We start from the raw sequence: 23,748 nt of genomic DNA on the forward strand, positions 1-23,748 counted from the left end.
AAGAAATCGAACTTTTCGTTTAAATGCTTTACACTACAGTTAGTCATTTTATGCCTGCTTATAACAAAACGCAAGCGTTGAAAATTAGATAATTTAATCGTAGTGTTATTTAATTTATTTAAGTACAAATGATGGGTGTTCAGTCAAAATCTCGAAAAACGAAACACAGCGGCATTTGCTATTTTTTTATTTGTCAAGTGTTGTACCAACATCAAGTCTTGGTACTTCATGGTGATGTCTGCATCGTGCTTCGTATGATTCCTGCGCACCTACTAAAATAATAGGATCATCATAGGATGCGGGTTTACCGTCGATCAAGCGTTGTGTTCTACTCGCTGGGGAGCCGCATACCGAACAAACTGCTTGAAGTTTTGTTACAAGCTCTGCACATGCCATTAAATGCGGAACAACACCAAATGGCTCTCCTCTGAAGTCTTGATCCAGGCCTGCAACAATGACTCGGTAGCCTTGGTCAGCCAATTGAGTGACAATGTCAATGATTGTCTCATCAAAAAATTGCACCTCATCAATGCCAATGACATCGGTTCTTTCTGATATGTGCGTTATTATGTCTTTTGGTGAGGCTACTGCAATCCCATCTAATGATGAACCGTTATGTGACACAACAGAGCTTGTACTATATCGGTTATCAATCGCTGGTTTGAATATTTTTACTTCTTGTTTGGCAAAGGTGGCCCTTTTGGCTCTCCGAATCAATTCTTCCGACTTTCCAGAAAACATACTACCGCAGATGACTTCAAGCCAACCGCTTTGTTTCATCACATACATAAGGTCTTCTCCCCCGTTTTAAAGTTCCATCAATCCACGTAAAAAAACAGGCAAGAACGGATTCCTGCCTGTTTATTGTATCTATTATTACTTAAGACCGTATTTTTTGTTAAAGCGGTCAACACGTCCATCAGCAGAAGCGAATTTTTGACGGCCTGTATAGAAAGGATGGCACTCAGAGCAAATCTCGATGCGTACCTCTTCTTTTACTGATCCAGTTTCAAACTCATTTCCACAAGCGCATTTGACTGTAGCTTTTTTGTAGTTAGGATGAATTCCTGTTTTCATCTACTGTCATCTCCTTCCGCCCTGAATCCAATTCGGAAACAGAGTTAATATCTCAGAAATAAATTCTGAAACGCACATGATAAAATTATAACAGTGTAAGTCTATGATTGCAAATGTATTTTTTAAGAAGCTATCTTCTTGATGCAGACATATTCGCTTGTTTCCATTCTTGCGTTAAAATATCGAAAAACTCTTGGTTTGTCTTTGTTTTTCTCATTTTACGCATGAACTTCTCAGCGAAGTCAGGTGTATCTGACATCGATTTTCTCATTGCCCATAGACGATCAAGATGCTCTTTTGGCACAAGCAGTTCTTCTTTTCTCGTACCAGAACGGCGAATGTCGATCGCAGGGAAAATTCTTCTTTCGGCCAAAGAACGGTCCAAATGAAGCTCCATGTTTCCAGTTCCTTTAAACTCTTCATAAATCACGTCATCCATACGTGATCCTGTATCAACAAGTGCAGTGGCTAAAATCGTCAAACTTCCGCCTTCTTCAATGTTACGCGCAGCACCAAAGAAGCGTTTTGGACGATGGAAAGCCGCTGGATCAATACCACCTGAAAGCGTTCGGCCGCTTGGCGGAATCACAAGATTGTATGCACGAGCAAGCCTTGTGATGCTGTCCATTAAGATGATGACATCTTTTTTATGTTCAACAAGACGCATCGCACGCTCTAAGACAAGCTCTGCTACTTTAATGTGGTTTTCCGGTACTTCGTCAAAGGTTGAACTAACAACATCCCCTGCAACAGAACGTTCGATATCTGTTACTTCTTCTGGTCGTTCATCAATCAAAAGGACAATCAGCTCTGCCTCTGGGTGATTTTCAGAAATGCTGTTGGCAATTTCTTTAAGCAAAATGGTTTTCCCAGCCTTAGGCGGTGCAACGATTAAACCACGCTGTCCAAATCCAACTGGCGCCATCATGTCCATAATTCTAGTAGACAGGTGATTAGGCTGTGTTTCAAGAATCATTTGACGGTCAGGAAATAGCGGTGTGAGTGCAGGAAAGTGAACACGTTCCTTTGCTGATTCTGGGTCGTCCCCATTTACCGCTTCTACATGAAGGAGGCCATAGTAGCGTTCATTCTCTTTTGGAGGTCGTACCTTTCCAGACACTTTATCTCCATTTCGTAAATCAAAGCGTCTGATTTGTGAAGCTGAAATATAAATGTCTTCAGAACTTGGGGAGTAGTTAATCGGTCTTAAGAAACCAAATCCCTCAGACTGAATAATTTCAAGAACCCCTTCCATAAATAAGAGATCCTCTTGCTCAGCATTCGCCTTTAAGATGGCAAAAATTAATTCTTTTTTTGTTAGTTTGCTGTAATAAGAGATTTTGTATCGTTTTGCTAACTCATACAGCTCTTTTAATTTCATATTTTCCAAAGATGAAATCGAAACATCTTTCAATATGGACACCACACTTTTCTAGTCAATGTATTTCTTTACAAATGCATGACCATTGTATTTGATTAGCTTTTTAATTCCGTTGTTGTTGGAATGACCTCGCTCTGATGGTAACGCTCCCACTCGTTTTATCGTGAAAGATAGGAACAATGTGAAATAGAGCTTTTTTAACATAGAGAAGGATAATGAGTATATCGTCATGATGCGGCAGTATTTAAACTTGTTGAAGCTTAAAAGAAGTAAATTCGCAGAAAATTTCGCAGCACTCTTTAGTTTTACCTCATTTGCAGAGAATATTCAACTTTAAAAAGAAAATGATATACATTTGACACCTATATGAAAAGCGGGTAATGAATACCCGCTTTCAGATTACGGACGAATGACAAGATTCGGTTTTTTCTTTAAGCTGTGTCTGCCGTCTACGAAACGAACTGTACCCGATTTCGCACGCATGACAACACTATGTGTTGTTCCAACAGAGCCTTTGAATTGAACACCTTTAAGTAATTCCCCGTCTGTTACACCTGTCGCTGCAAAAATGGCGTCATCTCCTTTTACGAGATCTTCCATTCTGAGGACTTTACCAACATCCAGCCCCATTTTCTCACAGCGTCTTAATTCTTCTTCACTTTGAGGAAGAAGCTTACCATGAATTTCACCACCAAGTGCCTTTAATGCAACAGCAGAAAGGACACCCTCAGGCGCTCCGCCAGAACCAAATAGAATATCAACACCTGTGTGATCAAATGCTGTATTAATGGCTCCTGCAACGTCACCATCATCGATCAGTTTAATTCTTGCTCCTGCTTCTCTCAGTTCAGCAATAATTTTTTCATGTCGATCTCTGTTTAAAATCGTTGCAACCACATCTTCAATATCTTTGTTTTTCGCTTTTGCAACAGCGCGAAGATTATCAATGACAGGCGCTTCAATATCGATGCAGCCTACCGCTTCTGGACCTACTGCGATCTTATCCATGTACATATCAGGTGCATTCAGCAGGTTGCCATGATCTGCAACTGCAATGACAGCTAAGGCATTCCAGCCGCCGCTTGCCACAATGTTTGTTCCTTCTAATGGATCAACAGCGACATCCACGCGAGGTCCATATCCGTTCCCAAGCTTTTCCCCAATATAAAGCATTGGTGCTTCGTCCATTTCCCCTTCGCCAATCACCACTGTTCCCTTCATCGGAATGGTGTCAAATACATCACGCATTGCACTTGTTGCAGCATCATCCGCTTCGTCTTTTAATCCTCTTCCCATCCAACGGGCAGATTTTAATGCAGCTGCTTCTGTCACCCGTACTAGTTCCATCGATAAACTTCTTTCCATTTTTGTCCAAATCTCCTCTCACAGTCAAAGCCTTATGAATTTTGAAGTTCTTCTATTTCTTGGTCATTCAGCTTTTCACGCCAGATGGTTGCACCCAAGCCTTCAAGCTTCTTCTCAAGCAAACTATATCCTCTGTCTATATGTTCAAGCCCTGTGATTTCGGTCACACCGTCTGCCATTAGCCCTGCGACAACAAGACAAGCTCCTGCACGCAGATCACTTGCTTTGACCTTTGCTCCTTGAAGCTGCGTTTGTCCGGTAATAATAGCAGATCTTCCTTCGACCTTCATGTTTGCACCCATTCGGCGCAATTCGTCAATGTGCTTAAAGCGGGCTGAGTAGATCGTATCTGTAACCACACTCGTGCCTTTTGCTTTTGTTAACAGCGCCGTCATCGGCTGCTGAAGGTCAGTCGGAAAGCCCGGATACACAAGGGTTTTGATATCGACAGGCTTGAGTCCTTCGTTTCTGCCAACGATCAACATCTGATCGTTGCTCGTTTCAATGGTGAACCCCATTTCTCTAAGTTTCGCCGTAATTGATTCTAAATGAGTTGGGATCACATTATCAAGTACAACTTCATCTCCCATCGCTGCACCAGCAATTAAAAATGTTCCTGCTTCTATGCGGTCAGGGATGATTGAATGCTTACAGCCATGAAGAGATTCGACACCTTCGATTCGAATGACATCGGTCCCCGCACCTTTGATTTTGGCACCCATGCTTGCAAGCAGTGTCGCTACATCAATAATTTCGGGTTCCTTTGCAGCATTTTCAATCACGGTTTTTCCTTCAGCCAGTACGGCTGCCAGCATGATGTTGATTGTCGCACCTACACTGACAACATCAAGATAAATCCGGGCTCCGACTAATTTTTCAGCGCGCAAATAAATCGCACCCTGCTCGTTTGTCACCTCGGCTCCGAGTGCTTCAAAGCCTTTAATATGCTGATCAATCGGTCTTGGTCCTAAGTGACATCCTCCTGGCAGTCCGATGACAGCCTGCTTGAATCTTCCCAGCATGGCCCCCATTAAATAATAGGATGCACGCAGTTTCTTCACTTTTCCATTAGGAAGCGGCATACTGATCATGGAAACAGGATTAACAACCATTTCACCTTTTTCAAAAGTGACCTTTCCGCCAATTTCTTCTAACAGATCTCGCAATGTGTCGATATCTGATATATGCGGAAGGCCTTCAATGGTTACTGGAGAATCAGCGAGAATCGTGGCAGGAATCAGTGCCACAGCACTATTTTTCGCACCACTAATATGTACGGTCCCGCGCAAGGGATCACCGCCGGCAATGTTTAACTTTTCCATATTTGTCTCCCTTCTTAAAGAAGATCACTGTTGGAGTTATACTGTTTGTGGATGTCGCGCTTTAAAAGGTCTTGTCCAAAATTTAGCCAATATCAAGAGAAAGAATACAGGTTAAACGAAATTTGTCGGAAGAAAAATAATCGAAGCTTTGCGAGGCTGTGATGTTCTCTTCTTTGCACAAAACATTTCTTAGCGTTTATAAGGAAAACTGCGGCAAACGAGAGACGACCCCGCCTGCCACAATCATTTATTTATTCCAGTCTGCTAAAAATTGCTCAATGCCTGCATCCGTTAATGGGTGTTTCGTCAGCTGCTTGATGACTTTCAGCGGCATTGTGCCGATATGAGCACCTCTAAGCGCAGCTTCTGTCACATGCTGCGGGTGACGAATGGATGCAGCAATGATTTGTGTATCTAATCCATGAACATCAAAAATAGTTTTCACTTCGCTGATGAGATCAAGACCATTTTGGCCAATATCATCTAGGCGGCCAAGGAATGGAGAAACATACGTCGCACCAGCTCTAGCTGCAAGAAGTGCCTGGTTTGCACTAAAAATCAATGTGACGTTTGTTTTAATTCCAAGGTCCGTTAATGCTTTAACAGCTTTAAGGCCATCTGTAGTCATTGGAATTTTGACCGTGATATTTGGTGCGATAGCAGCAAGCTCTTTTCCTTCTTCAATCATTTCCTCTGCTTTTAGGGAAATCACTTCTGCACTGACAGAGCCTGATACCACGTCAGTGATTTCGCGAAGGCGGTCGTGGAATGATACGTTCTTTTCTTTCGCTACTAAACTAGGGTTTGTTGTGACGCCTGCTAAAATGCCAAGCTCGTGCGCCTCTTTGATGTCTTCAATATTCGCTGTATCTACGAAAAATAACATAACTGTGCCACTCTCCTATCAATAAATTGTCTGAAATGTAAATTTGATTGCGCTTTCTCGAGATATGGAGAAAACCGCCTGTGACTCAGGCGGCTTTCGGTTCTCATCAAATTATGCTTGGTTAGAAGAACCAAATTCGCGCATTTTGCCGATAACAGTCGCTTTAATTGCGTCACGAGCTGGTCCAAGATATTTACGTGGATCATACTCTTCTGTTTTTGCAGCAAGTGTTTCGCGTACTGCTTTCGCAGAAGCAATTTGGTTTTCAGTGTTTACATTGATTTTTGCTGTACCAAGTGAAATTGCACGCTTGATGTCAGCAGTTGGGATACCTGTTCCGCCGTGAAGAACAAGTGGAAGACCAGTTGTTTTACCGATTTCTTCCATTTCAGCGAAACCAAGGTTTGGTTCACCTTTGTATGGACCATGTACTGAACCTAATGCAGGTGCAAGGCAGTCAATACCAGTGCGTTCTACAAGCTCTTGGCACTCTTTTGGATCAGCATAAATAACGCCCTCAGCGATGACGTCATCTTCTTGCCCACCAACAGTTCCAAGTTCAGCTTCAACAGACACACCATGGAAATGTGCAAGTTCAACAACTTTCGCAGTTGTTTCCACATTCTCATCAAATGGGTGGTGAGAAGCATCGATCATGACAGAAGTAAATCCTGCATGAATCGCTTTTGCACATGATTCAAAGCTTGAACCGTGATCTAAATGAATCGCAACAGGAACTGTTACATTATATTCTTCGATTAACGCTTTAACCATTGCGACAACTGTTTTGAAGCCGCCCATGTAGCGTCCTGCTCCTTCAGATACTCCTAAGATAACAGGAGATTTCTCTTCTTCAGCAGCTTGTAAAATCGCTTGCGTGAATTCTAAGTTATTTAAGTTAAACTGTCCAACAGCGTAACCTTTTTCCTTTGCGTCTTTCAACATTTCTGTCATTGAAACTAAAGGCATGATGAAAAATCCTCCCTATGTAGCTAATTTGCTTGCTAAAAAAAGCTCTCCACCCTAGCATGACCAGAATTTCTCGCCATATGTAAACTTTCAAAGTCAGATCGCTTTCTTCTTCCTTTATAGGATACCAATTATTCGACAAATCGGCAACAGAATGACTCGATTCAATCATTTCCATCTAGCCATTTGTTTCAAGCGGCAAGTATTCTTTGACAGCATCTCGGATTTCATCAATATCAAACGGCTTAGCGAAGTGCGTCAATGCACCTAGTTCTTTGGATTCTTGGATCATATCTAATTCGCCATAGGCTGTCATAATGATGACACGGATATCTTCATCAATTAATTTCATCCGTTTTAAAATTTCGATACCATCCATCCCGGGGATTTTCATATCAAGCAGGACAAGGTTCGGTCTATGGTTTTTCACAATATCTAATGCCTGTAGTCCATTGGCAGCTTGGAAGGTTTGATAGCCTTCTTTATGAAACACTTCATTCAATAATATTCTAATACCGTACTGATCATCGACAATTAAAATTTTCTCATTCATCTGTTACACCCCATTGCTTTCATTTTTCGCCATAAAAAGAGCTGTTGTTAAATAATTCTGTTTGATTTTCACATTTCCTTTAATTATAATAGTTTACTTTACGACATTTTCTGAGCATTTTTCCTAATATTCTCTTTATATTCTATTATAAAATGATCTGACCGAAGGAGGAAATGAGTCTTGTTAAAAATTTTTACGACCCAGTTATCAGGTATTTTTTCACGTATTGGAGAAAAGCAGGCTGAAGCGATTGAGGACGGTGCACGCCTTCTTGCACAGGCTGTTGTCAGTGGACATGCCGTTTATTTTCACGGAAAGAATGAACTGGCTGCTGTCGCCCTAGAGGCATCTGAAAGCAAGGAGCCGTTTCCCGGTGCGAAAGTGCTGCCGCTCGATCAAAAGGAGCGCAGCTTACTTCAACCAAGTGACAGGGTGCTGCTATTTTATTCAGACCCAGAAGATCAGGAAATTCAATCTCTTGTTAAAGAACTGCACGAACAAGGTACGCCCGTTGTTGGTGTAGGGCCGGCACAAAAGGAGCCGTCCACGATTGAAGAGCATTGTGATGTCCACATTGATTTTCAGCTCAAGAAACCGCTTGTGCCCGCTGAAGATGGGACAAGGTTTGGTTTTCCTGCTTTAATGACCTGCTTATACGTCTACCACGCCCTATCGTTTACTGTGAAGGAGATCGTGGAGGAATATGAATAAAAAAACTGCCGAGAAGTGATATTCTCGGCAGTTTTTTGTTTTATTTTGATTCAGATGCTTGTAGTGAAGCACCAACGAAATCTCTAAATAATGGCTGTGGTCTTGTCGGTCTTGAAACGAATTCTGGGTGGAACTGAGAAGCAAGGAACCAAGGGTGATCCTTGAGCTCGATGATTTCAACAAGACGTCCGTCTGGGCTTGTACCAGAGAAGACGAAGCCTGCTGCTTCCATTTGCTGTCTGTATTCGTTATTAAATTCGTAACGATGACGGTGGCGTTCGTAGACCACTTCGTCATTGTATGCAGCAAATGCTTTTGAGTCTTCATTTAATTTACAAGGATATAGACCGAGACGAAGTGTTCCGCCTAGATCATCTACATCCTTCTGTTCTGGAAGAAGGTCAATGATTGGGAATGCTGTTTCAGGATCAATTTCCGCTGAATGAGCTCCTTCAAGGCCTAATACGTTTCTTGCGTATTCGATAGATGCCACTTGCATTCCTAAGCAGATTCCGAAGAATGGCACTTTGTTTTCACGGGCAAATTGTGTAGCAATGATTTTCCCTTCTACTCCGCGGTCTCCGAAGCCTCCAGGAACAATAATGCCGTCAACATCTTGTACGAAATCAGCGATATTCTCTGCTGTCACTTCTTCTGCATTGATCCATTTAATTTGAACATCTGCATCAAACGCATAACCAGCATGACGAAGTGATTCAACGACAGAAATATAAGCATCTTGCAGCTCAACATATTTCCCTACAAGACCAATTGTGACTTGTTTTGAAAGGTTTTGCACTTTATCAACAAGTGCTGTCCACTCTGTCATGTCCGCATCTTGGCAGTCAAGTTTCATATGTTCACATACTAGCTTGTCCAGCCCTTGTTTTTGTAAATCAAGCGGAATGGAGTAAAGCGTGTCTGCATCCTGACATTCGATAACAGCTTTTGTATCAATATCACAAAATAGTGCAATTTTGTCCTTCATATCTTGTGCCAATGGCATTTCCGTTCTGACCACGATGACATTTGGCTGAATACCAAGACTGCGAAGTTCTTTTACACTATGCTGTGTTGGTTTTGTTTTCAATTCACCCGCTGCACGGATGTAAGGAACGAGGGTACAATGAATGTACATCACGTTTTCACGGCCGATGTCACTCTTCATTTGACGAATGGCTTCAAGGAAAGGAAGGGATTCGATATCTCCTACTGTTCCGCCGATTTCTGTAATAACCACATCTGCACCCGTTTCTTTTCCGGCACGGTACACGCGGTCTTTGATTTCATTTGTAATGTGGGGAATGACCTGTACTGTTCCACCTAAGTAGTCACCGCGGCGCTCTTTCTTCAGAACAGTAGAGTAGATTTTACCAGTTGTGACGTTGCTGTACTTATTTAAGTTAATATCAATGAAACGCTCGTAGTGACCTAAGTCAAGATCTGTTTCAGCACCATCATCTGTGACAAAAACCTCACCGTGCTGGTATGGACTCATTGTCCCTGGGTCTACGTTGATGTATGGATCGAATTTTTGAATGGTGACATCCATCCCTCTATTTTTCAGAAGGCGGCCTAACGAAGCAGCCGTGATTCCTTTTCCAAGTGAGGAAACAACTCCTCCTGTTACAAAAATATACTTTGTCATTTCGTATGCTCCTCTCTTTTTTACCCTTGCATGTCTACACATGCACAGCTTCATCCTTTTTAGAGTGTATCCCTAAATCTCTTGAAAAATAAGAAAGCTCCCTTTCAAATAAATGAAAGGGAGCGTAAATGAACGTATCTTTACGTACTCTTTTTTAGAGAGCCCAAAATACATACTACATAGTTCGCTCAGGAAAGTCAAGACGGTTTTGTCCTGTTTTGAGGACCGGTTTGAGAGGGTTATTTCTCTTCCTCTTCATCGTCTAAATCGTCTTCATCAATCTCCGTTAAGCCGTCATCATCTTCATCATCATCTTCGTCGAAGTCTTCAAGATCTTCATCGATTTCTTCATCATCGTCTAGGTCGAGATCATCGTCGTCTTCTACAAGATCAAGGTCTTCTTCAAGCTCGTCGATTTCTTCTTCCTCTTCGATTTCATCGAAGTCGTCTTCAACGACAGCTGCTTTTGATTTTTTCTTTTTCGCTTTTGTTTTCACAGCTGGCTGAACTTCTTCTTCGATTTGATCAACTGGATACCAGCTGCGAAGTCCCCATCTCTGATCACCTAACGAAATAAAGCGGCCATCTATATTTAAGTCTGTATAAAATTGAGCAAGTCGATCATCTAGATCGGATTTTTGTATTCCTTGCAAACGGACAATTTCATCTATTAACTCGGAAAACGTAATTGGTGTTTTGCTGTCTCTGAAAATTTCATAAGCAAGTTCAACTAAAGACATTTGTTTGAGCTGTTCCTGTGAGTATTCTTTCAAACTCAAGGTCAGACACTCCCTTTCTATTACATGTATGTATCCATTTATCAGTGAAATAATAAGTATTTATACCTTATTCTTACGACAAACCATACCTCTCATTATAAACAAATTAGGGGAGTTTATGCCACCTTTATTGTTGTTAATTTTTGATTTTTATCACGAGTAGCGCCAAGAGGTCCATCATCTGTATGAAAATGGACCGGTTCTTGTATACGGCATACTTTTTGTCTTTCAGTTGATCACGTCTATTTTAAAACTGGATATTCTGAATGGATGAGAGAACGAGAAAAATCGTGAATAACATTCCCGCTGACATGAGTACGATTAGTTTTCTGCGGCTGTTGTTTTTTTCTTCCTTCTTTTTTGTAGACTTTGTAAGCTCTGCGGAAACCATAATCCAGATAACCATTGTGACGATTGCTGTAATGCCCATAAATGTTGAGTTCAATATCACACCCCCATATTATTCCTATTTTTAACATAATACCACATGCTTATGGATTATGATTGGAAATTACATTACATACTAACTGCATGGCCCACCAAAACAGACCACCTCACATTCAGGTGGTCTTTGCTTCGTTTCTACATATCTAGCAGTTTCCTTGAGATGACCAGACGCTGGATTTCCTGTGTTCCTTCATAAATTTGAGTGATTTTCGCATCACGCATGTATCGTTCGACTGGGTAATCCTTTGTGTAGCCGTACCCGCCGAAGATTTGAACCGCTTCTGTTGTCACCTTCATCGCTGTATCACCGGCAAAGAGCTTGGACATGGCTGATTCCTTTCCATACGGGAGGCCTTTCGTTTCGAGCCATGCCGCCTGGTAAGTAAGCAGCCTTGATGCTTCAATCGCGGTGGCCATATCAGCCAGCTTAAAGGCGATCCCTTGCTGCTGAATAATCAGTTTGCCAAATTGTTTACGCTCCTTGGCATAATCAACCGCCGCATCAAGAGCGCCTTGAGCAATCCCAACTGCCTGTGCAGCAATGCCGTTTCTGCCGCCATCGAGCGTCATCATGGCTATTTTGAATCCTTCTCCTTCTTGACCGAGCCGGTTCCTTTCATGGATTCGGCAATCTTCAAATCGAATTTCAGTTGTTGGCGATGAGCGTATGCCCAGTTTGCTTTCCTTTTTGCCAACGGAAAAACCAGGTGTCTCTTTTTCTACAATAAAAGCAGTTGTATTTCGAGATGAAGCTCCTTGGTCTGTTACGGCAAACACAATATAATAATCTGCAATGCCTCCATTTGTAATAAAGATTTTCGCCCCGTTCAGAACATATTCACTGCCTGCCTTGACAGCCGTTGTCTTCATTCCGCCAGCATCTGAGCCTGAACCACTCTCTGTGAGCGCATATGCTCCTATCTTCTGCCCTTCTGCAAGCGGCTTTAAATAGGTCTCTTTTTGTTCATCTGTTCCAAATGTATAGATTGGCCATGAAGCAAGAGAGGTATGGGCAGACAGGGTGACGCCTGTAGAGGCGCATACTCTTGAAAGCTCCTCAACTGCTATAACGTAGGCTAAATAGTCACTGCCGATTCCGCCCACGTCTTCCGGCCAAGGGATACCCGTTAAACCGAGTTCCGCCATTTTGCGAAAAATAGATGGATCATATGTCTCTGTTTCGTCTCGCTCTGCTGCTGTTGGCTCCACTTCATTTTTCGCAAAGTCTCTCACCATTTTTTGAATCATTTCATGTTCGTCACTTAATTGGAACTGCATCGTGAGCCACCTCGTTTCATATTAGCTGTTTACAGATGACCAGCCTTTGAATTTCACTTGTTCCTTCATAGATTTCACAAATTTTTGCATCACGAAAGTAACGTTCTGCTTGATAGCGATTCGTATAACCATCCATGCCTAGCAAATGGATCACTTCTGTACTGATCTCCACCGCCGTTTTTGACGCAAATAGCTTTGCCATTGATGCTTCCTTTGTGACGGGACGATTGGCCTCTTTGAAAGAAGCAGCTTGATAGACGAGCAGTTTGGCCGCCTCAAGCTTCGCCGCCAAATCGCCCAGTCGAATGGTCGTTTCAAGACCTGCTGGATGTCGCTTTAAATAGCTGACTGCCTCGGTTAAAGCAGCTTCTCCAATGCCAAGGCTTTGAGCCGCAATTCCGATTCTCCCTGCATTTAAGCTAGACATGGCAATTTGAAAGCCTTCTCCTTCTGCACCAAGCAGCTGATCTTTTGGAATCCGCACGCCATCAAAATGAAGCGTGACTGTTTTTGAACCGTGCAGTCCCATCTTTTTCTCATCTTTTCCAATCGTAAATCCCGGCGTATCTTTCTCGACAATGAACGCCGATATATTTTTTCTCGCAGAAGCCGGATCGGTCACCGCAAAGACAAGATATAGCTCTGCTTCTCCGCCGCTTGTGATAAAGATTTTCGTTCCATTTAATACATAATCGCCGCCCATCCGCTCTGCTCTTAATTGAATACTGGAGGCATCTGATCCAGCCTTTGGTTCAGTCAGACAAAAGGCGCCTAGCTTCTCTCCTGATGCAAGCAGCGGGACATAGGATTCTTTTTGTTCCTTCGTTCCAAAAGTCAAAATAGGCATCGTCACAACAGATGTATGAACGGACACAATGACACCGATGGTCGCACTCACTTTCGATAATTCATGGATTGCGATGATATACGTTGTAAAATCTGCTCCTAAGCCTTGATACGAAGCTGGTATTGGAATCCCTAGATAGCCTTGCCTTCCCATTTCACTTAAAAGGGTTTTTGGAAACCGGCCTTGTTCCATGGCTTCTACTTCAGGGAATATACGCTGGCGTGCAAATTCTGCTGTCTTTTCTCTCCAGAGACGCTGTTTATCCGTAAGCAAAACATCCATCTTGACTCCCCCTATGAGTGGTCGTGGTATGTGTAAAAACCTCTCTTTGTCTTTTTGCCCAGCCAGCCTGCATTCACGTATTTTTTTAAAAGAGGACAAGGTCGATATTTGCTGTCTCCAAGTCCTTCGTGAAGGGTATTCATAATAAATAAACATGTATCCAGTCCAATGAAATCAGCTAGACGAAGCGGCCCCATTGGATGATTCATCCCAAGTGTCATCACGCCATCAATGCTTTCTGCATCTGCCACGCCTTCATATAGGGTGTAAATGGCTTCATTGATCATTGGCATCAATATGCGATTTGAGACGAACCCTGGGAAGTCTTCCACTTCAATTGGGGTTTTGTTTAATGTCTTCGCTGTTTCATAAACAAATTGATATGTGTCATCACTCGTTTGCAGCGCGCGAATGACTTCAACGAGTTTCATGACAGGGACGGGATTCATAAAATGCATGCCAATCACTTTCTCCGGTCTGCTCGTCACAGCTGCTAATTCTGTGATCGACAAGGAAGACGTGTTTGTCGCAAATATGGCCTCCGCCTCTGCAAATTGATCAAGTGTTTCAAAGATTTGTTTTTTGACACTCATTTGTTCAGAAGCAGCTTCAATTACTAAATGAGCCTGCTGGACGTCTTTTAAATCTGTGGATACGGCAAGCCGCTGCGTGATATCTCGGACGGCCTGATGTGCCAGTTTTCCTTTTTCTGCCCGCTTCGTCAGTTGTTTGGTCATGGAGGAAATCGCTCGATGAATCTGCTTTTCTGATGCATCATGGAGCAGGACTGTATAGCCTGACTGTGCAAACACTTGAGCAATGCCTGATCCCATTTGACCGGCTCCAACGACCAAAACGGTCTCTTCTATACTCATCAAAAAACGCCCCCCTTTTCATCTACCTTTATCATGATCGCATCTCCTTGACCGCCTCCACTGCAAATCGCTGCAATGCCAATGCCACCGCCTCTTTGTCTTAATGCATGAATCAATGTCAATATGATACGTGTTCCGCTTGCCCCAATCGGATGACCGAGTGCGACAGCCCCTCCGTTGATATTCATTTTCCGCCGGTCGATCCCGGTCATTTTTTCACATGCCAGAGCCACAGCTGAAAAGGCCTCATTGATTTCAACCAAATCGATATCCTCTAGGCGCTTTCCTGTTTTCTTTAAAAGCTTCTCGATGGCAAGGGCTGGTGTTTTCGGGAAATCCTTCGCCTCTACAGCAACCTGAGTATGACCGAGAACGACTGCCATAGGCTTTACACCATGCCGTGCAGCATACGTGTCTTTCATTAGAAGAAGTGCACTTGCACCATCATTGACACCTGGTGCATTTCCAGCGGTGATGGTACCTGTCTGATCAAAAACAGGCATGAGCTTTGACAGCCGTTCATATGACGTATCACGCCGCGGAGATTCATCTTCTGTGATAAGCCTTTCTCCCGTTTTTGTTTTGACGGTGACGGGGGTGATTTCATATTGAAAAAAGCCACTTTTTTGCGCTTCGATGGCCCGTTCATGACTTCTGAGTGCCCACAGATCCTGCTCTTCCCGCGTGATGCCCAGCTCCTTTGCAGCCATACTTCCATACTCACCCATATGAACGCCTGTAAACGAACAGGTTAAGCCATCTAAAATCATCGCATCTTGTACTGCACCATCTCCCATTTTGTAGCCCCATCGCGCTTTTTTTAGCAGATAAGGAGCGTGAGACATGGATTCCATACCGCCCGCCGCGATGACCTCAGCATCTCCGGCTCGAATGATTTGATCTGCCGTACTCACACTTCGCATGCCCGATGCACAGACTTTATTGATGGTTTGTGTTGGAACAGACCAAGGAAGATCAGCATATCTTGCTGCTTGCCTTGAAGGAATCTGCCCTTGCCCTGCTTGTAAAACACTTCCCATAATGACCTCATCTATTTCATGAGAACCCGAAACTCTTTCCAGTGCAGCCTTGATCGCTATACCGCCTAGTTCTGCGGCAGTCAAACCACTGAGAGCACCGCCTAGTTTTCCAAATGGTGTTCTTGCTCCAGATACAATGACCGTCGTACTCATGTATGTCCCTCCTAATTGTTACCGCTTACATATCATCTAGGCAGCTGATGTAACAGCGCCATGGATAAGCCGATGAACATTCTATTCATCGGCCTGTCATCTTTACGACACCTGTTTTCCAGGCTCGCCAAACACTGATTTTTCAAGAAGTTCGGCGACATCAAATGTGCCTACCTGCTCCTCTACTTCCTTCGCCTTCGTCCCATCTCCCAGCATCGTTAAGCAATAAGGACACCCTGAGCTGATGATGGACGGCTGGACCTGTAGCGCCTGCTCCGTTCGTGCAGTGTTAATCCGGGTACCCGTCTCTTCTTCCATCCACATTAAGCCCCCGCCTGCTCCGCAGCACATACCAGTTTCACGGTTGCGTTCCATTTCTTTCAGCGTCACACCTGGAATGGCTTTTAAAATGTCTCTTGGCGGGTCGTACACTTCGTTATATCTACCTAAGTAGCAAGAGTCGTGGAAGGTAATTACCTCGTTCACTTCATGTACAGGCGTTATTTTCCCTTCTTTCACTAACTCTGCCAATAATTCTGTATGATGGTACACTTCTGCCTCAAGTCCGAAGTCTGGATATTCATTTTTAAATAAGTTGTAGGCATGTGGATCAATCGTGACGATCTTTGTGACGCCGTTTTTCTGGAATTCTTCAATGTTTTTTGCAGCAAGCTCTTGGAATAAAAATTCGTTTCCGAGTCTTCTTGGTGTATCGCCTGAGTTTTTCTCTTTATTGCCTAGGATCGCAAAAGATACCCCCGCTTCATTGAGGAGTTTTGCAAAGGCAAGTGCAATCTTTTGGCTTCGATTGTCATATGCCCCCATTGAACCAACCCAGAATAAATAATCAAAGGTTTGCTCTGCTTTTTTCAGCTCTTTCACTGTCGGCACACGCACATCTTCTCTCAGTTCACGCCAATTTTCTCTTTCTTTCCGGTTCAATCCCCACGGGTTCCCTTGGCGCTCAATGCTTGTCATGGCACGCTGTGCATCTGCGTCCATTTTTCCTTCGGTCAGCACAAGATATCTGCGCATATCAATAATCTTATCAACGTGTTCATTCATGACAGGGCATTGGTCTTCACAGTTTCGGCATGTCGTACATGCCCAGATCTCCTCTTCTGTAATGACCTCTCCAATAAGAGAAGGATGATATATAGAGCTGGCAGCCGACTCTTCCGCACCTGCTCCTCTCGCCTGCAGTGCCAGCTGGTTTCCTGTTGTCTGCTTGAAGGCTAGATGCGGGACCCAAGGTGTTTTCGATGTAATGGCGGCCCCTTTATTGGTTAAATGATCTCTTAACCTTAAAATCAAATCCATTGGAGACAGCATCTTCCCTGTCCCTGTTGCCGGGCACATATTCGTGCAGCGCCCGCATTCCACACAGGCGTAAAGATCGATCAGCTGAGACTGACGAAAGTCTTCGATTTTCCCCACACCGAAGGTCTCTTGTGTCTCATCTTCAAAATCGATTTTTTGCAGCTTGCCTGGCGGGTCTAATCTGCTGACAAATACGTTGACAGGCCCTGCAATCAGATGGGCGTGCTTTGACTGAGGAACGTATACTAAGAATGTCAGCAAAATAAGAAGATGCACCCACCATGCGGCATAAAAAACAATCGCAGCCGCAAGAGGTGAAATTCCTCCCAGCAAGAAAGCAATACCAGAAGCGATTGGCTCAGTTGGTGATAGAGAGTGCCCATGCCAGATGATGTTCATGCCGTTCCCTAGTAAGACTGTCAGCATTAATCCGCCAATAAATAAAAGCACTAGACCCGATTTAAAACCTCGTTTTAAACGGACAAGTTTTTCCACATATCTTCTATGGAAAGCCCATACAACGGCCACTAAAATGAGAAGTGTGACCACCTCTTGGAAAAACGTAAAGACGCCGTACACCGGACCTAAAGGAAGCCCGCTGTCTGGAACAAGCCCCTTCAAAATAAAATCAAGGGCTCCGAACTGTACAAGGATAAATCCGTAGAAAAACAGCACATGAATGATGCCGCTCTTCTTGTCCTTTAACAGCTTCTTTTGCCCAAATACATTGACCCAAACACGCTCTAAGCGTTTCTTCATGTCTTGTTGAAACTCTTCTTTTTTACCAAGACGAATATACGCCGCTCGTGTTCGAATGAGATAAACAAACAAATACAGAGCGTAAGCGGTCACCGCCGCAAATGCGATCAAGTTGATGATTAAAAGGCTATTCATCTTGCTCCCCCTTTCATTCCCCAAAACCCACTTTGTTCCGTTTCCATGTTGTACCTCTATCATAAATAATGAATGAGTATTCAGTCAATATTTTTTACGCGTTTGGGTACACTATTGAAATATGCAAAAAAGGAGGAAGTTTCATGATCGCATTGATCATCCTACTCGTACTCATTGCCATCGTTTTGCTCGTCATGTTAGACCTTTATATGGGGAAGAAATATTTTTCTACGCATGCATTTGAACGGTCTTTTGACCAAACAAGCGGCGATGCCACCTTTTATCATGATGGCGAACCATTTTTCGATCAGCTGCTTACGGATATACAGCAGGCCTCTTCTTCTATTCATATGATGTTCTTTATTGTAAAGAACGACAAGATTGGTCAAAGGGTGTTCCAAGCATTGAAAGCCAAAGCGGAGCAAGGCGTTTCCGTCTTTTTGCTAACCGACCGATTAGGCTCCTATCCGTTTGATCAAAAGTCGATTGACATGCTAGAAAGAAGCGGCATTCAATTTTACTTTTTAAATAAGCCCCGTTTTCCTTTTTTGATTTACCGGTTAAACATGAGAAATCACCGTAAAATTACGGTGATTGATGGGAAGATTGGCTATATTGGCGGATTTAATATAGGCGATGAATATGTTGGGAAAAAAGGCCGCTTTGGCATTTGGAAAGATTATCATTTGCGGATGACTGGACAGGTTGTCGCAGATCTCCAGCATGTGTTTCTGAATGATTTGTACCGGTCGTCTGGCATTCATCAGCTGCAATATGAGGTTTTCCCTGCATTGGAACCGGGAACATTACAATGCACAACACGAGCGACTGCCGGTTTTTCTTTAGAAGCTTTATTTCTCCAAGATATTGAGCAAGCAAAGAAACAGATCATCATCTGTACGCCTTATTTTATTCCATCAGCCCATCTTCTGAAGGCGCTGCTTGATGCACGAAAGCGGGGCGTCACAGTTGAAATTATCATTCCAATGAAAGCGGATCACCCACTTGTCAAAGAGGCTGGTTTTCATTATTTGAAGGATCTCATTGCCTCTGGATGTCTTGTTTATCGTTTTTATAAAGGGTTTTATCATTCGAAAGCCATATTGATTGATCACAGCCGCTGTATGATCAGTACCGCGAATTTTGATAAACGAAGCTTGTTTTTAAACGAAGAAGTAGATGTAGCCATTGATGATCCCAACTTTACTGCACACGTAGAGGAAAAAATTCGGGAGCATATGGAAGTATCTGAGATCCTGACAGAAGAAACATTGTCAAAGCGCCCTCTTTTCACACGGCCGCTTGAGTGGGTTGCCGCCATGTTCTCGTATTTTTTATAAAGGAGATGACCTATGCGTTATCGATTTGGTTATGTATCCAATGCCGTCACCTTGTGGGAAGCTTCTCCTGCCAAGTCGTTGACCTTTGCAAGATACAGCAAGCTCTCTAAGGAAGAAAGAAAAGAGGCTTTATTGCGAACAACGAAAGCCAATCTTGTGAATACATTAAGAACGCTTTATTTCGCCATTGCTCATGATATCCCGCTGTACCGTTTTTCAAGCTCGATCGTCCCGCTCGCGACCCACCCCGAGGTGCGCTGGGACTTCGTGACACCTTTTCACAAAGAATTTCTTGAGATTGGCAAGTTGGTGAAACGGCACAACTTACGGGTAAGCTTTCACCCCAATCAATTCACCTTGTTTACCAGCCCAAAACTTTCAATTACAGAAAATGCCGTCATCGATATGACGTACCATTATCAGATGCTTGAGGCGATGAAGCTCGAAAAGGAAGGTTACATGAATATTCATGTAGGCGGGGCGTATGGCGATAAAGAATCGGCTCTTCAACGCTTTGATGAAAATATCAAACAGCTTCCGGCTCATATCAAAGCGAGAATGACACTTGAGAACGATGACAAAACATATACGTCGCTCGAAACGCTTGGTGTATGTGAAAAGCATGACATTCCGTTTGTTTTTGATTACCATCATCACGTGGCAAATAAAGATGACGATGCCGCACTCGATGACATCCTTCCAAGAATGTTCGACACTTGGACAAAGACTGGCATTCCGCCCAAAATCCACTTGTCTTCACCTAAATCAGAAAAAGCCATACGCAGTCATGCAGATGGTGTAGATATGGACTTTGTCTTACCGCTTTTTCAAGCATTAAAACCGTATGGCCGTGATGTAGATTTTATGATTGAAGCAAAATTAAAGGATCAGGCTCTGCTCCGTCTAGTCGAAGAGCTGTCTGCGATTAGGGGCAATAAGCGGACGGGCGGAGGAACCATTGAATGGAAATCATAGAGAAAGGTTTACCTTTGTGCAAATGGGGGTAACAAAGCTATTGTGAAAAAGTAATTAACAGGAGGATATGAAGATGTCTCAAATCTATTCAATCCGAATCGCTGCAAAAGCGTTGAATTTACATAAGCTTATTTCTCTTTATGAAAAGTGCCAGCAGGCTCAGCATCGTATATATGTGTATTCTAAAAAAACAATGTGCAGCATTAAGAACATCGTAGAGCTTGAAACCTTCAGGCTCACTCATTTAGAATCTGATTACTTAATTGTGGTTGAAGGGAAAAAAGCGCAAGATCTTCTTCAGCCGTTTGAGAAAGAAAAGGTTTCATAAAAAAGAGCAGCCTCGGGCTGCTCTTTTTCTTATATCCAATCTTCTGTTAACCAAACTTGTTTAGAAGCTGCATCTATTTTCACTTGTGCCCCAATTGGCATCGTAAGCATTGGGTGCGTATGGGCACAGTCAAAATCAGCGATGAGTGGTCTCTTCGTCTCTCCGAGCACCTCAAGCAAAATCTCGTAAGGCTCTTTGCCCGTCCCTTCATCATCAAACAGCTCATGTTTTCCTAAAAGAATCCCTGACACCCGTTCAAACACTCCATTTACTTTCAATAAAGAGAAGTTCTTTTCTACAACAGAAGCGGTTTTCATGCAATCTTCAATGAGGAGGATGTCTCCGTTTTGGATGGCTGGCATGAACTCACTTCCCCAAATGCCGTACATCGCATTCAGGTTCCCTCCGATCAATCTGCCTTCTGCCTGTCCCTCTATGACGCACAGCCAATCATTCGGACGCTGCTTTTTGTCACGCGTCTTTTCTTCCCAATTGATTCGTTCATCTGTCCAAAAAGGCGGTTTTTCAATCTGATAAGGAATGCTTTGAGGAGACATCAAGATGTCCTCAAATGACTGATATGTATAATCGACAAACGGTTCAAACTCGCCAAAAGAAGGAACAAGCGCCGGCCCGTAGAAAACAGGAAGTCCCGTTTTTTCATACGCCGCCAGTAGAATCGCTGTCGCATCTGAATAACCGATCATGATTTTCGGACGTTGATTCAGCAGCTCAAAATCAAGATAAGGCAGCAAGCTATTTGAATTCGTCCCGCCAATCATTGACATGATGCACGCCAAGTCCTCTCTAGCCATCAGCTCATTCAGCTCATCAGCTCGTTCTTGAATTGTACCGGAACGGTAGTGATCCTCTTTCCCTGTTAATGATCCTGGGATCACAATGAATCCTTTTTGCTCAAGCCACTTCTTCGCCCGCTGATACCTAAGAGGCGAGGTCGCTGATGCAGGACTGGAAGGTGAAAAAATACCGATCTTATCGCCCTTTTGTAATCGCCGAAGCCCCTTCATTCCATCAGATCCTTCCTACACGCATTTTTTCTATCCTAACAAAAAAAGCCCTTTATCAAAAGGGCTACTGAACGAATGAAAATCTTTTCAAAAAAATATTTTAAAAAGGCCAAGTAATATGAGCGTAAAACTAATAATCAATGCTATCGATATTTTGACTTTGCTTAAAGAACTGTCTATAACGTTTACAAAAAGGTGGATGCCAAATAGAATAATCCCAATGTAAAAAAATACTGGGTTGATTCCAGCTGGAATGATCAATATAAATAAACCAACAAGAGTCACGTAGTGAATGCTTTTCAGCATGAATGTTTTTGCTGTTTCGCTCAAACAACCCTCTCCTTTTGGATCTAATTTCCTTAAATTATATCAAAATTCCATTTAAATGGTGATTTAAATATTTGCAGGACGAACCACTTTTTATTATCACATGTAAAAAAATGAGTCCAACTCAATAGCTGAACTCATTTACGCCTTACTATCAATGACCAAACTGCGCTTCATGCAGTCTGCTGTATACGCCGCCCATTTGGATGAGTTCTTGGTGGCGGCCTTGTTCTTGAATGCCTTCTTCTGTTACGACGATGATACGATCGGCGTGTTTAATTGTTGCCAGGCGGTGGGCAATAACGAGTGTCGTCCTGCCGACAGCCAGTTCGCTCAGTGCATCCTGTATAGCTTTTTCTGTTTCTGTATCAAGTGCTGATGTGGCTTCATCTAAAATAAGAATTGAAGGATTTTTTAGGAACATCCGCGCAATCGACAGGCGCTGCTTTTGACCGCCTGACAATTTGACGCCGCGCTCTCCTATGACAGTATTTAATCCTTCTGGGAAACGCTGAACGAGTTCCTCTAAATGCGCACGACGTACAGCCTCCCAAATCTCTGCATCGCTGGCTTCTAGGTTGCCGTACGCAATGTTTTCTCGAATGGTGCCTGAGAATAAAAAGACATCCTGCTGCACAATGCCGATCTGCTGTCTTAAAGAAGAGAGGGTCATCGATTTTGTACTCACACCATCAATCGTAATTTCCCCTTCATCCACATCATAAAAACGCGGCAGCAAACTGCAAATCGTCGATTTTCCGGCTCCTGAGGGCCCGACAAACGCAACGGTTTCTCCTTGTTTGATTTTCAAATCGATATCCTTTAACACATGACTGTGCTCATCGTAGCCAAATGTCACGTTTCGATATTCAATTTCACCTTTCAGCCCGAATACATCACGAGCTCCTTCTGTATCCTTCACATCTGGCTCTGTTTCAAGTAAGTCGACATAGCTTTTAAAGCCCGCAATGCCTTTTGGATACATTTCAATCACTGTGTTAATCTTATCAATCGGTCTGAATAAGACGTTTGTAATCAGAACAAACGCGATAAATCCACCTGCCGTTAATTGACCCTGCAGAACAAACCATGTCCCTGCTAGAAGGACAAACAGTGTCACAAGACGTGTCAGAATGTAACTGATTGAGCCGTTAACCGACATGATTTTATATGAAAGAAGCTTCGCTTTCCGAAAGCGGTTGTTGTTTTCAGCAAAACGCTTTTTCTCAAAATGTTCGTTGGCAAAGGCTTGAACAAGACGAATACCGCCGATATTGTTTTCAACCCTTGCATGAAAGTCTCCAATGTCATTGTTCAGCTGTGTAATCGCCTGTGTCATCTTTTTATTAAAATGAAGGGCAAGCCAAATGATGACAGGCATGATCAGGAAGGTTAAAATGGCAAGCTGCCAGTTAATCATTAGCATAACAGCAAAGGCGCCAAGAATCGTCATAATCGCAATAAACAAATCCTCAGGTCCGTGATGAGCCACCTCACCAATGTACATGAGGTCATTTGTCATCCGAGACATAAGCTTACCCGTTTTGTTGTTATCAAAAAACTTAAATGAGAGACGCTGAAAATGATCAAACAGCTTCTTCCTCATATCTGTTTCAATATTAATGCCAAGCATGTGTCCCCAGTACGACACAATAAATTGCATCACTGAGCTGAGGGCATAAATGATAAACAGAGCAAGTGCGGTCCAGGCAATGACTGTCCAGTTCCCTGTTGGTAATAACGTATCAATGAAGTAGTTCACGATCAGCGGGAAACCAAGTTCCATTAATCCAACTGCGACAGCGCAAAAGAAATCTAAAAAGAACAGACCGCGATAGGGCCTGTAATAGGCGAAAAAGCGTTTTAGCATATGTAAAAGGACCTCATTTCCTCTATAATTGATAATCATTTTCAATTATAGAG

General features: G+C 43.1%; 23 protein-coding genes. 4 read left to right on the plus strand and 19 right to left on the minus strand.

Features of this window, described 5'->3' with window-relative positions; genetic code table 11:
• Nucleotides 1-186 precede the first annotated feature (186 nt).
• From NST59_RS17170 to NST59_RS17205, 8 genes are all read right to left on the minus strand, one after another.
• Entirely contained in the window at nt 187-789 is a 603-nt protein-coding gene (locus NST59_RS17170) for a thymidine kinase (RefSeq protein ID WP_024423745.1), read from the minus strand.
• A gap of 87 nt (nt 790-876) precedes the next feature.
• A complete protein-coding gene (gene rpmE / locus NST59_RS17175; RefSeq protein ID WP_003215407.1) occupies nt 877-1,077 on the minus strand; it encodes a 50S ribosomal protein L31 in 201 nt (66 codons plus the stop codon).
• Between the two features lie 130 nt (nt 1,078-1,207).
• Nucleotides 1,208-2,491, minus strand: a complete 1,284-nt coding sequence (gene rho, locus NST59_RS17180) for a transcription termination factor Rho (protein ID WP_008354975.1) — start codon at nt 2,489-2,491, stop codon at nt 1,208-1,210.
• A gap of 366 nt (nt 2,492-2,857) precedes the next feature.
• Nucleotides 2,858-3,823, minus strand: coding sequence for a class II fructose-bisphosphatase (gene glpX / locus NST59_RS17185; protein WP_012011567.1), 966 nt, complete (start codon nt 3,821-3,823; stop codon nt 2,858-2,860).
• Nucleotides 3,824-3,855: 32 nt separating this feature from the next.
• On the minus strand, nt 3,856-5,145 hold the full coding sequence (locus NST59_RS17190; protein WP_024423746.1) for a UDP-N-acetylglucosamine 1-carboxyvinyltransferase: 1,290 nt from the start codon (nt 5,143-5,145) through the stop codon (nt 3,856-3,858).
• 247 nt (nt 5,146-5,392) lie between these two features.
• On the minus strand, nt 5,393-6,031 hold the full coding sequence (gene fsa, locus NST59_RS17195) for a fructose-6-phosphate aldolase (RefSeq protein WP_039182147.1): 639 nt from the start codon (nt 6,029-6,031) through the stop codon (nt 5,393-5,395).
• A gap of 111 nt (nt 6,032-6,142) precedes the next feature.
• Nucleotides 6,143-7,000, minus strand: a complete 858-nt coding sequence (locus tag NST59_RS17200; protein WP_024423748.1) for a class II fructose-bisphosphate aldolase — start codon at nt 6,998-7,000, stop codon at nt 6,143-6,145.
• A 178-nt stretch (nt 7,001-7,178) separates the two neighbouring features.
• A complete protein-coding gene (locus tag NST59_RS17205; protein WP_003214681.1) occupies nt 7,179-7,553 on the minus strand; it encodes a response regulator in 375 nt (124 codons plus the stop codon).
• Nucleotides 7,554-7,733: 180 nt separating this feature from the next.
• On the opposite strand from NST59_RS17205, the gene NST59_RS17210 reads away from it, so the two are divergent.
• Entirely contained in the window at nt 7,734-8,264 is a 531-nt protein-coding gene (locus tag NST59_RS17210) for a DUF2529 domain-containing protein (protein WP_047202558.1), read from the plus strand.
• A 40-nt stretch (nt 8,265-8,304) separates the two neighbouring features.
• Here NST59_RS17210 and pyrG read toward each other — a convergent pair whose 3' ends face one another.
• The 8 genes from pyrG to NST59_RS17250 all read right to left on the minus strand — a co-directional run bounded on the left by pyrG (nt 8,305) and on the right by NST59_RS17250 (nt 17,827).
• A complete protein-coding gene (pyrG, locus tag NST59_RS17215) occupies nt 8,305-9,912 on the minus strand; it encodes a glutamine hydrolyzing CTP synthase (RefSeq protein WP_039182151.1) in 1,608 nt (535 codons plus the stop codon).
• A 239-nt stretch (nt 9,913-10,151) separates the two neighbouring features.
• Entirely contained in the window at nt 10,152-10,691 is a 540-nt protein-coding gene (gene rpoE / locus NST59_RS17220; RefSeq protein WP_341040846.1) for a DNA-directed RNA polymerase subunit delta, read from the minus strand.
• Between the two features lie 247 nt (nt 10,692-10,938).
• A complete protein-coding gene (locus NST59_RS17225) occupies nt 10,939-11,136 on the minus strand; it encodes a hypothetical protein (protein ID WP_082700883.1) in 198 nt (65 codons plus the stop codon).
• A gap of 137 nt (nt 11,137-11,273) precedes the next feature.
• Nucleotides 11,274-12,416 (minus strand): acyl-CoA dehydrogenase, encoded by a 1,143-nt coding sequence (locus NST59_RS17230; protein ID WP_099663766.1) that lies wholly within the window; start codon nt 12,414-12,416, stop codon nt 11,274-11,276.
• A gap of 16 nt (nt 12,417-12,432) precedes the next feature.
• A complete protein-coding gene (locus tag NST59_RS17235; protein WP_341040847.1) occupies nt 12,433-13,545 on the minus strand; it encodes an acyl-CoA dehydrogenase family protein in 1,113 nt (370 codons plus the stop codon).
• An 11-nt stretch (nt 13,546-13,556) separates the two neighbouring features.
• On the minus strand, nt 13,557-14,420 hold the full coding sequence (locus NST59_RS17240; RefSeq protein WP_039182159.1) for a 3-hydroxybutyryl-CoA dehydrogenase: 864 nt from the start codon (nt 14,418-14,420) through the stop codon (nt 13,557-13,559).
• Nucleotides 14,420-15,613, minus strand: coding sequence for an acetyl-CoA C-acetyltransferase (locus tag NST59_RS17245; RefSeq protein WP_341040848.1), 1,194 nt, complete (start codon nt 15,611-15,613; stop codon nt 14,420-14,422). Before NST59_RS17245 ends, NST59_RS17240 begins: the two co-directional genes overlap by 1 nt.
• A gap of 102 nt (nt 15,614-15,715) precedes the next feature.
• Nucleotides 15,716-17,827, minus strand: coding sequence for a heterodisulfide reductase-related iron-sulfur binding cluster (locus NST59_RS17250; protein WP_341040849.1), 2,112 nt, complete (start codon nt 17,825-17,827; stop codon nt 15,716-15,718).
• 143 nt (nt 17,828-17,970) lie between these two features.
• Here NST59_RS17250 and cls point away from each other — a divergent pair, with 143 nt between their 5' ends.
• From cls to NST59_RS17265, 3 genes are all read left to right on the plus strand, one after another.
• Nucleotides 17,971-19,167 (plus strand): cardiolipin synthase, encoded by a 1,197-nt coding sequence (gene cls / locus NST59_RS17255; RefSeq protein WP_059374562.1) that lies wholly within the window; start codon nt 17,971-17,973, stop codon nt 19,165-19,167.
• Between the two features lie 12 nt (nt 19,168-19,179).
• Nucleotides 19,180-20,142, plus strand: a complete 963-nt coding sequence (uvsE, locus tag NST59_RS17260; RefSeq protein WP_144489918.1) for a UV DNA damage repair endonuclease UvsE — start codon at nt 19,180-19,182, stop codon at nt 20,140-20,142.
• Nucleotides 20,143-20,215: 73 nt separating this feature from the next.
• Nucleotides 20,216-20,470, plus strand: coding sequence for a hypothetical protein (locus NST59_RS17265; RefSeq protein WP_039182170.1), 255 nt, complete (start codon nt 20,216-20,218; stop codon nt 20,468-20,470).
• Nucleotides 20,471-20,499: 29 nt separating this feature from the next.
• Here NST59_RS17265 and NST59_RS17270 read toward each other — a convergent pair whose 3' ends face one another.
• The 3 genes from NST59_RS17270 to NST59_RS17280 form a co-directional block, all read right to left on the minus strand.
• Nucleotides 20,500-21,498, minus strand: coding sequence for a S66 family peptidase (locus NST59_RS17270; protein ID WP_341040850.1), 999 nt, complete (start codon nt 21,496-21,498; stop codon nt 20,500-20,502).
• Nucleotides 21,499-21,585: 87 nt separating this feature from the next.
• Nucleotides 21,586-21,828 carry a hypothetical protein gene (locus NST59_RS17275; protein ID WP_039182177.1) on the minus strand — a complete coding sequence of 81 codons (243 nt, stop codon included), beginning with the start codon at nt 21,826-21,828 and terminating at the stop codon, nt 21,586-21,588.
• Between the two features lie 151 nt (nt 21,829-21,979).
• On the minus strand, nt 21,980-23,695 hold the full coding sequence (locus NST59_RS17280; protein ID WP_047202612.1) for an ABC transporter ATP-binding protein: 1,716 nt from the start codon (nt 23,693-23,695) through the stop codon (nt 21,980-21,982).
• Between the last annotated feature and the right edge of the window lie 53 nt (nt 23,696-23,748).

It is taken from the genome of Bacillus sp. FSL R5-0439 (assembly GCF_038008805.1).
In the GTDB taxonomy this organism is placed as follows: domain Bacteria; phylum Bacillota; class Bacilli; order Bacillales; family Bacillaceae; genus Bacillus; species Bacillus safensis.

Coding starts and splice junctions, on each gene's coding strand:
- NST59_RS17170 (WP_024423745.1), bottom strand. CDS start 789: ATGTATGTGATGAAACAAAGCGGTTGGCTTGAAGTCATCTGCGGTAGT.
- rpmE (WP_003215407.1), bottom strand. CDS start 1,077: ATGAAAACAGGAATTCATCCTAACTACAAAAAAGCTACAGTCAAATGC.
- glpX (WP_012011567.1), bottom strand. CDS start 3,823: ATGGAAAGAAGTTTATCGATGGAACTAGTACGGGTGACAGAAGCAGCT.
- NST59_RS17190 (WP_024423746.1), bottom strand. CDS start 5,145: ATGGAAAAGTTAAACATTGCCGGCGGTGATCCCTTGCGCGGGACCGTA.
- fsa (WP_039182147.1), bottom strand. CDS start 6,031: ATGTTATTTTTCGTAGATACAGCGAATATTGAAGACATCAAAGAGGCG.
- NST59_RS17200 (WP_024423748.1), bottom strand. CDS start 7,000: ATGCCTTTAGTTTCAATGACAGAAATGTTGAAAGACGCAAAGGAAAAA.
- NST59_RS17205 (WP_003214681.1), bottom strand. CDS start 7,553: ATGAATGAGAAAATTTTAATTGTCGATGATCAGTACGGTATTAGAATA.
- pyrG (WP_039182151.1), bottom strand. CDS start 9,912: ATGACAAAGTATATTTTTGTAACAGGAGGAGTTGTTTCCTCACTTGGA.
- NST59_RS17230 (WP_099663766.1), bottom strand. CDS start 12,416: ATGCAGTTCCAATTAAGTGACGAACATGAAATGATTCAAAAAATGGTG.
- NST59_RS17235 (WP_341040847.1), bottom strand. CDS start 13,545: ATGGATGTTTTGCTTACGGATAAACAGCGTCTCTGGAGAGAAAAGACA.
- NST59_RS17240 (WP_039182159.1), bottom strand. CDS start 14,420: ATGAGTATAGAAGAGACCGTTTTGGTCGTTGGAGCCGGTCAAATGGGA.
- NST59_RS17245 (WP_341040848.1), bottom strand. CDS start 15,613: ATGAGTACGACGGTCATTGTATCTGGAGCAAGAACACCATTTGGAAAA.
- NST59_RS17250 (WP_341040849.1), bottom strand. CDS start 17,827: ATGAATAGCCTTTTAATCATCAACTTGATCGCATTTGCGGCGGTGACC.
- cls (WP_059374562.1), top strand. CDS start 17,971: ATGATCGCATTGATCATCCTACTCGTACTCATTGCCATCGTTTTGCTC.
- uvsE (WP_144489918.1), top strand. CDS start 19,180: ATGCGTTATCGATTTGGTTATGTATCCAATGCCGTCACCTTGTGGGAA.
- NST59_RS17265 (WP_039182170.1), top strand. CDS start 20,216: ATGTCTCAAATCTATTCAATCCGAATCGCTGCAAAAGCGTTGAATTTA.
- NST59_RS17270 (WP_341040850.1), bottom strand. CDS start 21,498: ATGAAGGGGCTTCGGCGATTACAAAAGGGCGATAAGATCGGTATTTTT.
- NST59_RS17280 (WP_047202612.1), bottom strand. CDS start 23,695: ATGCTAAAACGCTTTTTCGCCTATTACAGGCCCTATCGCGGTCTGTTC.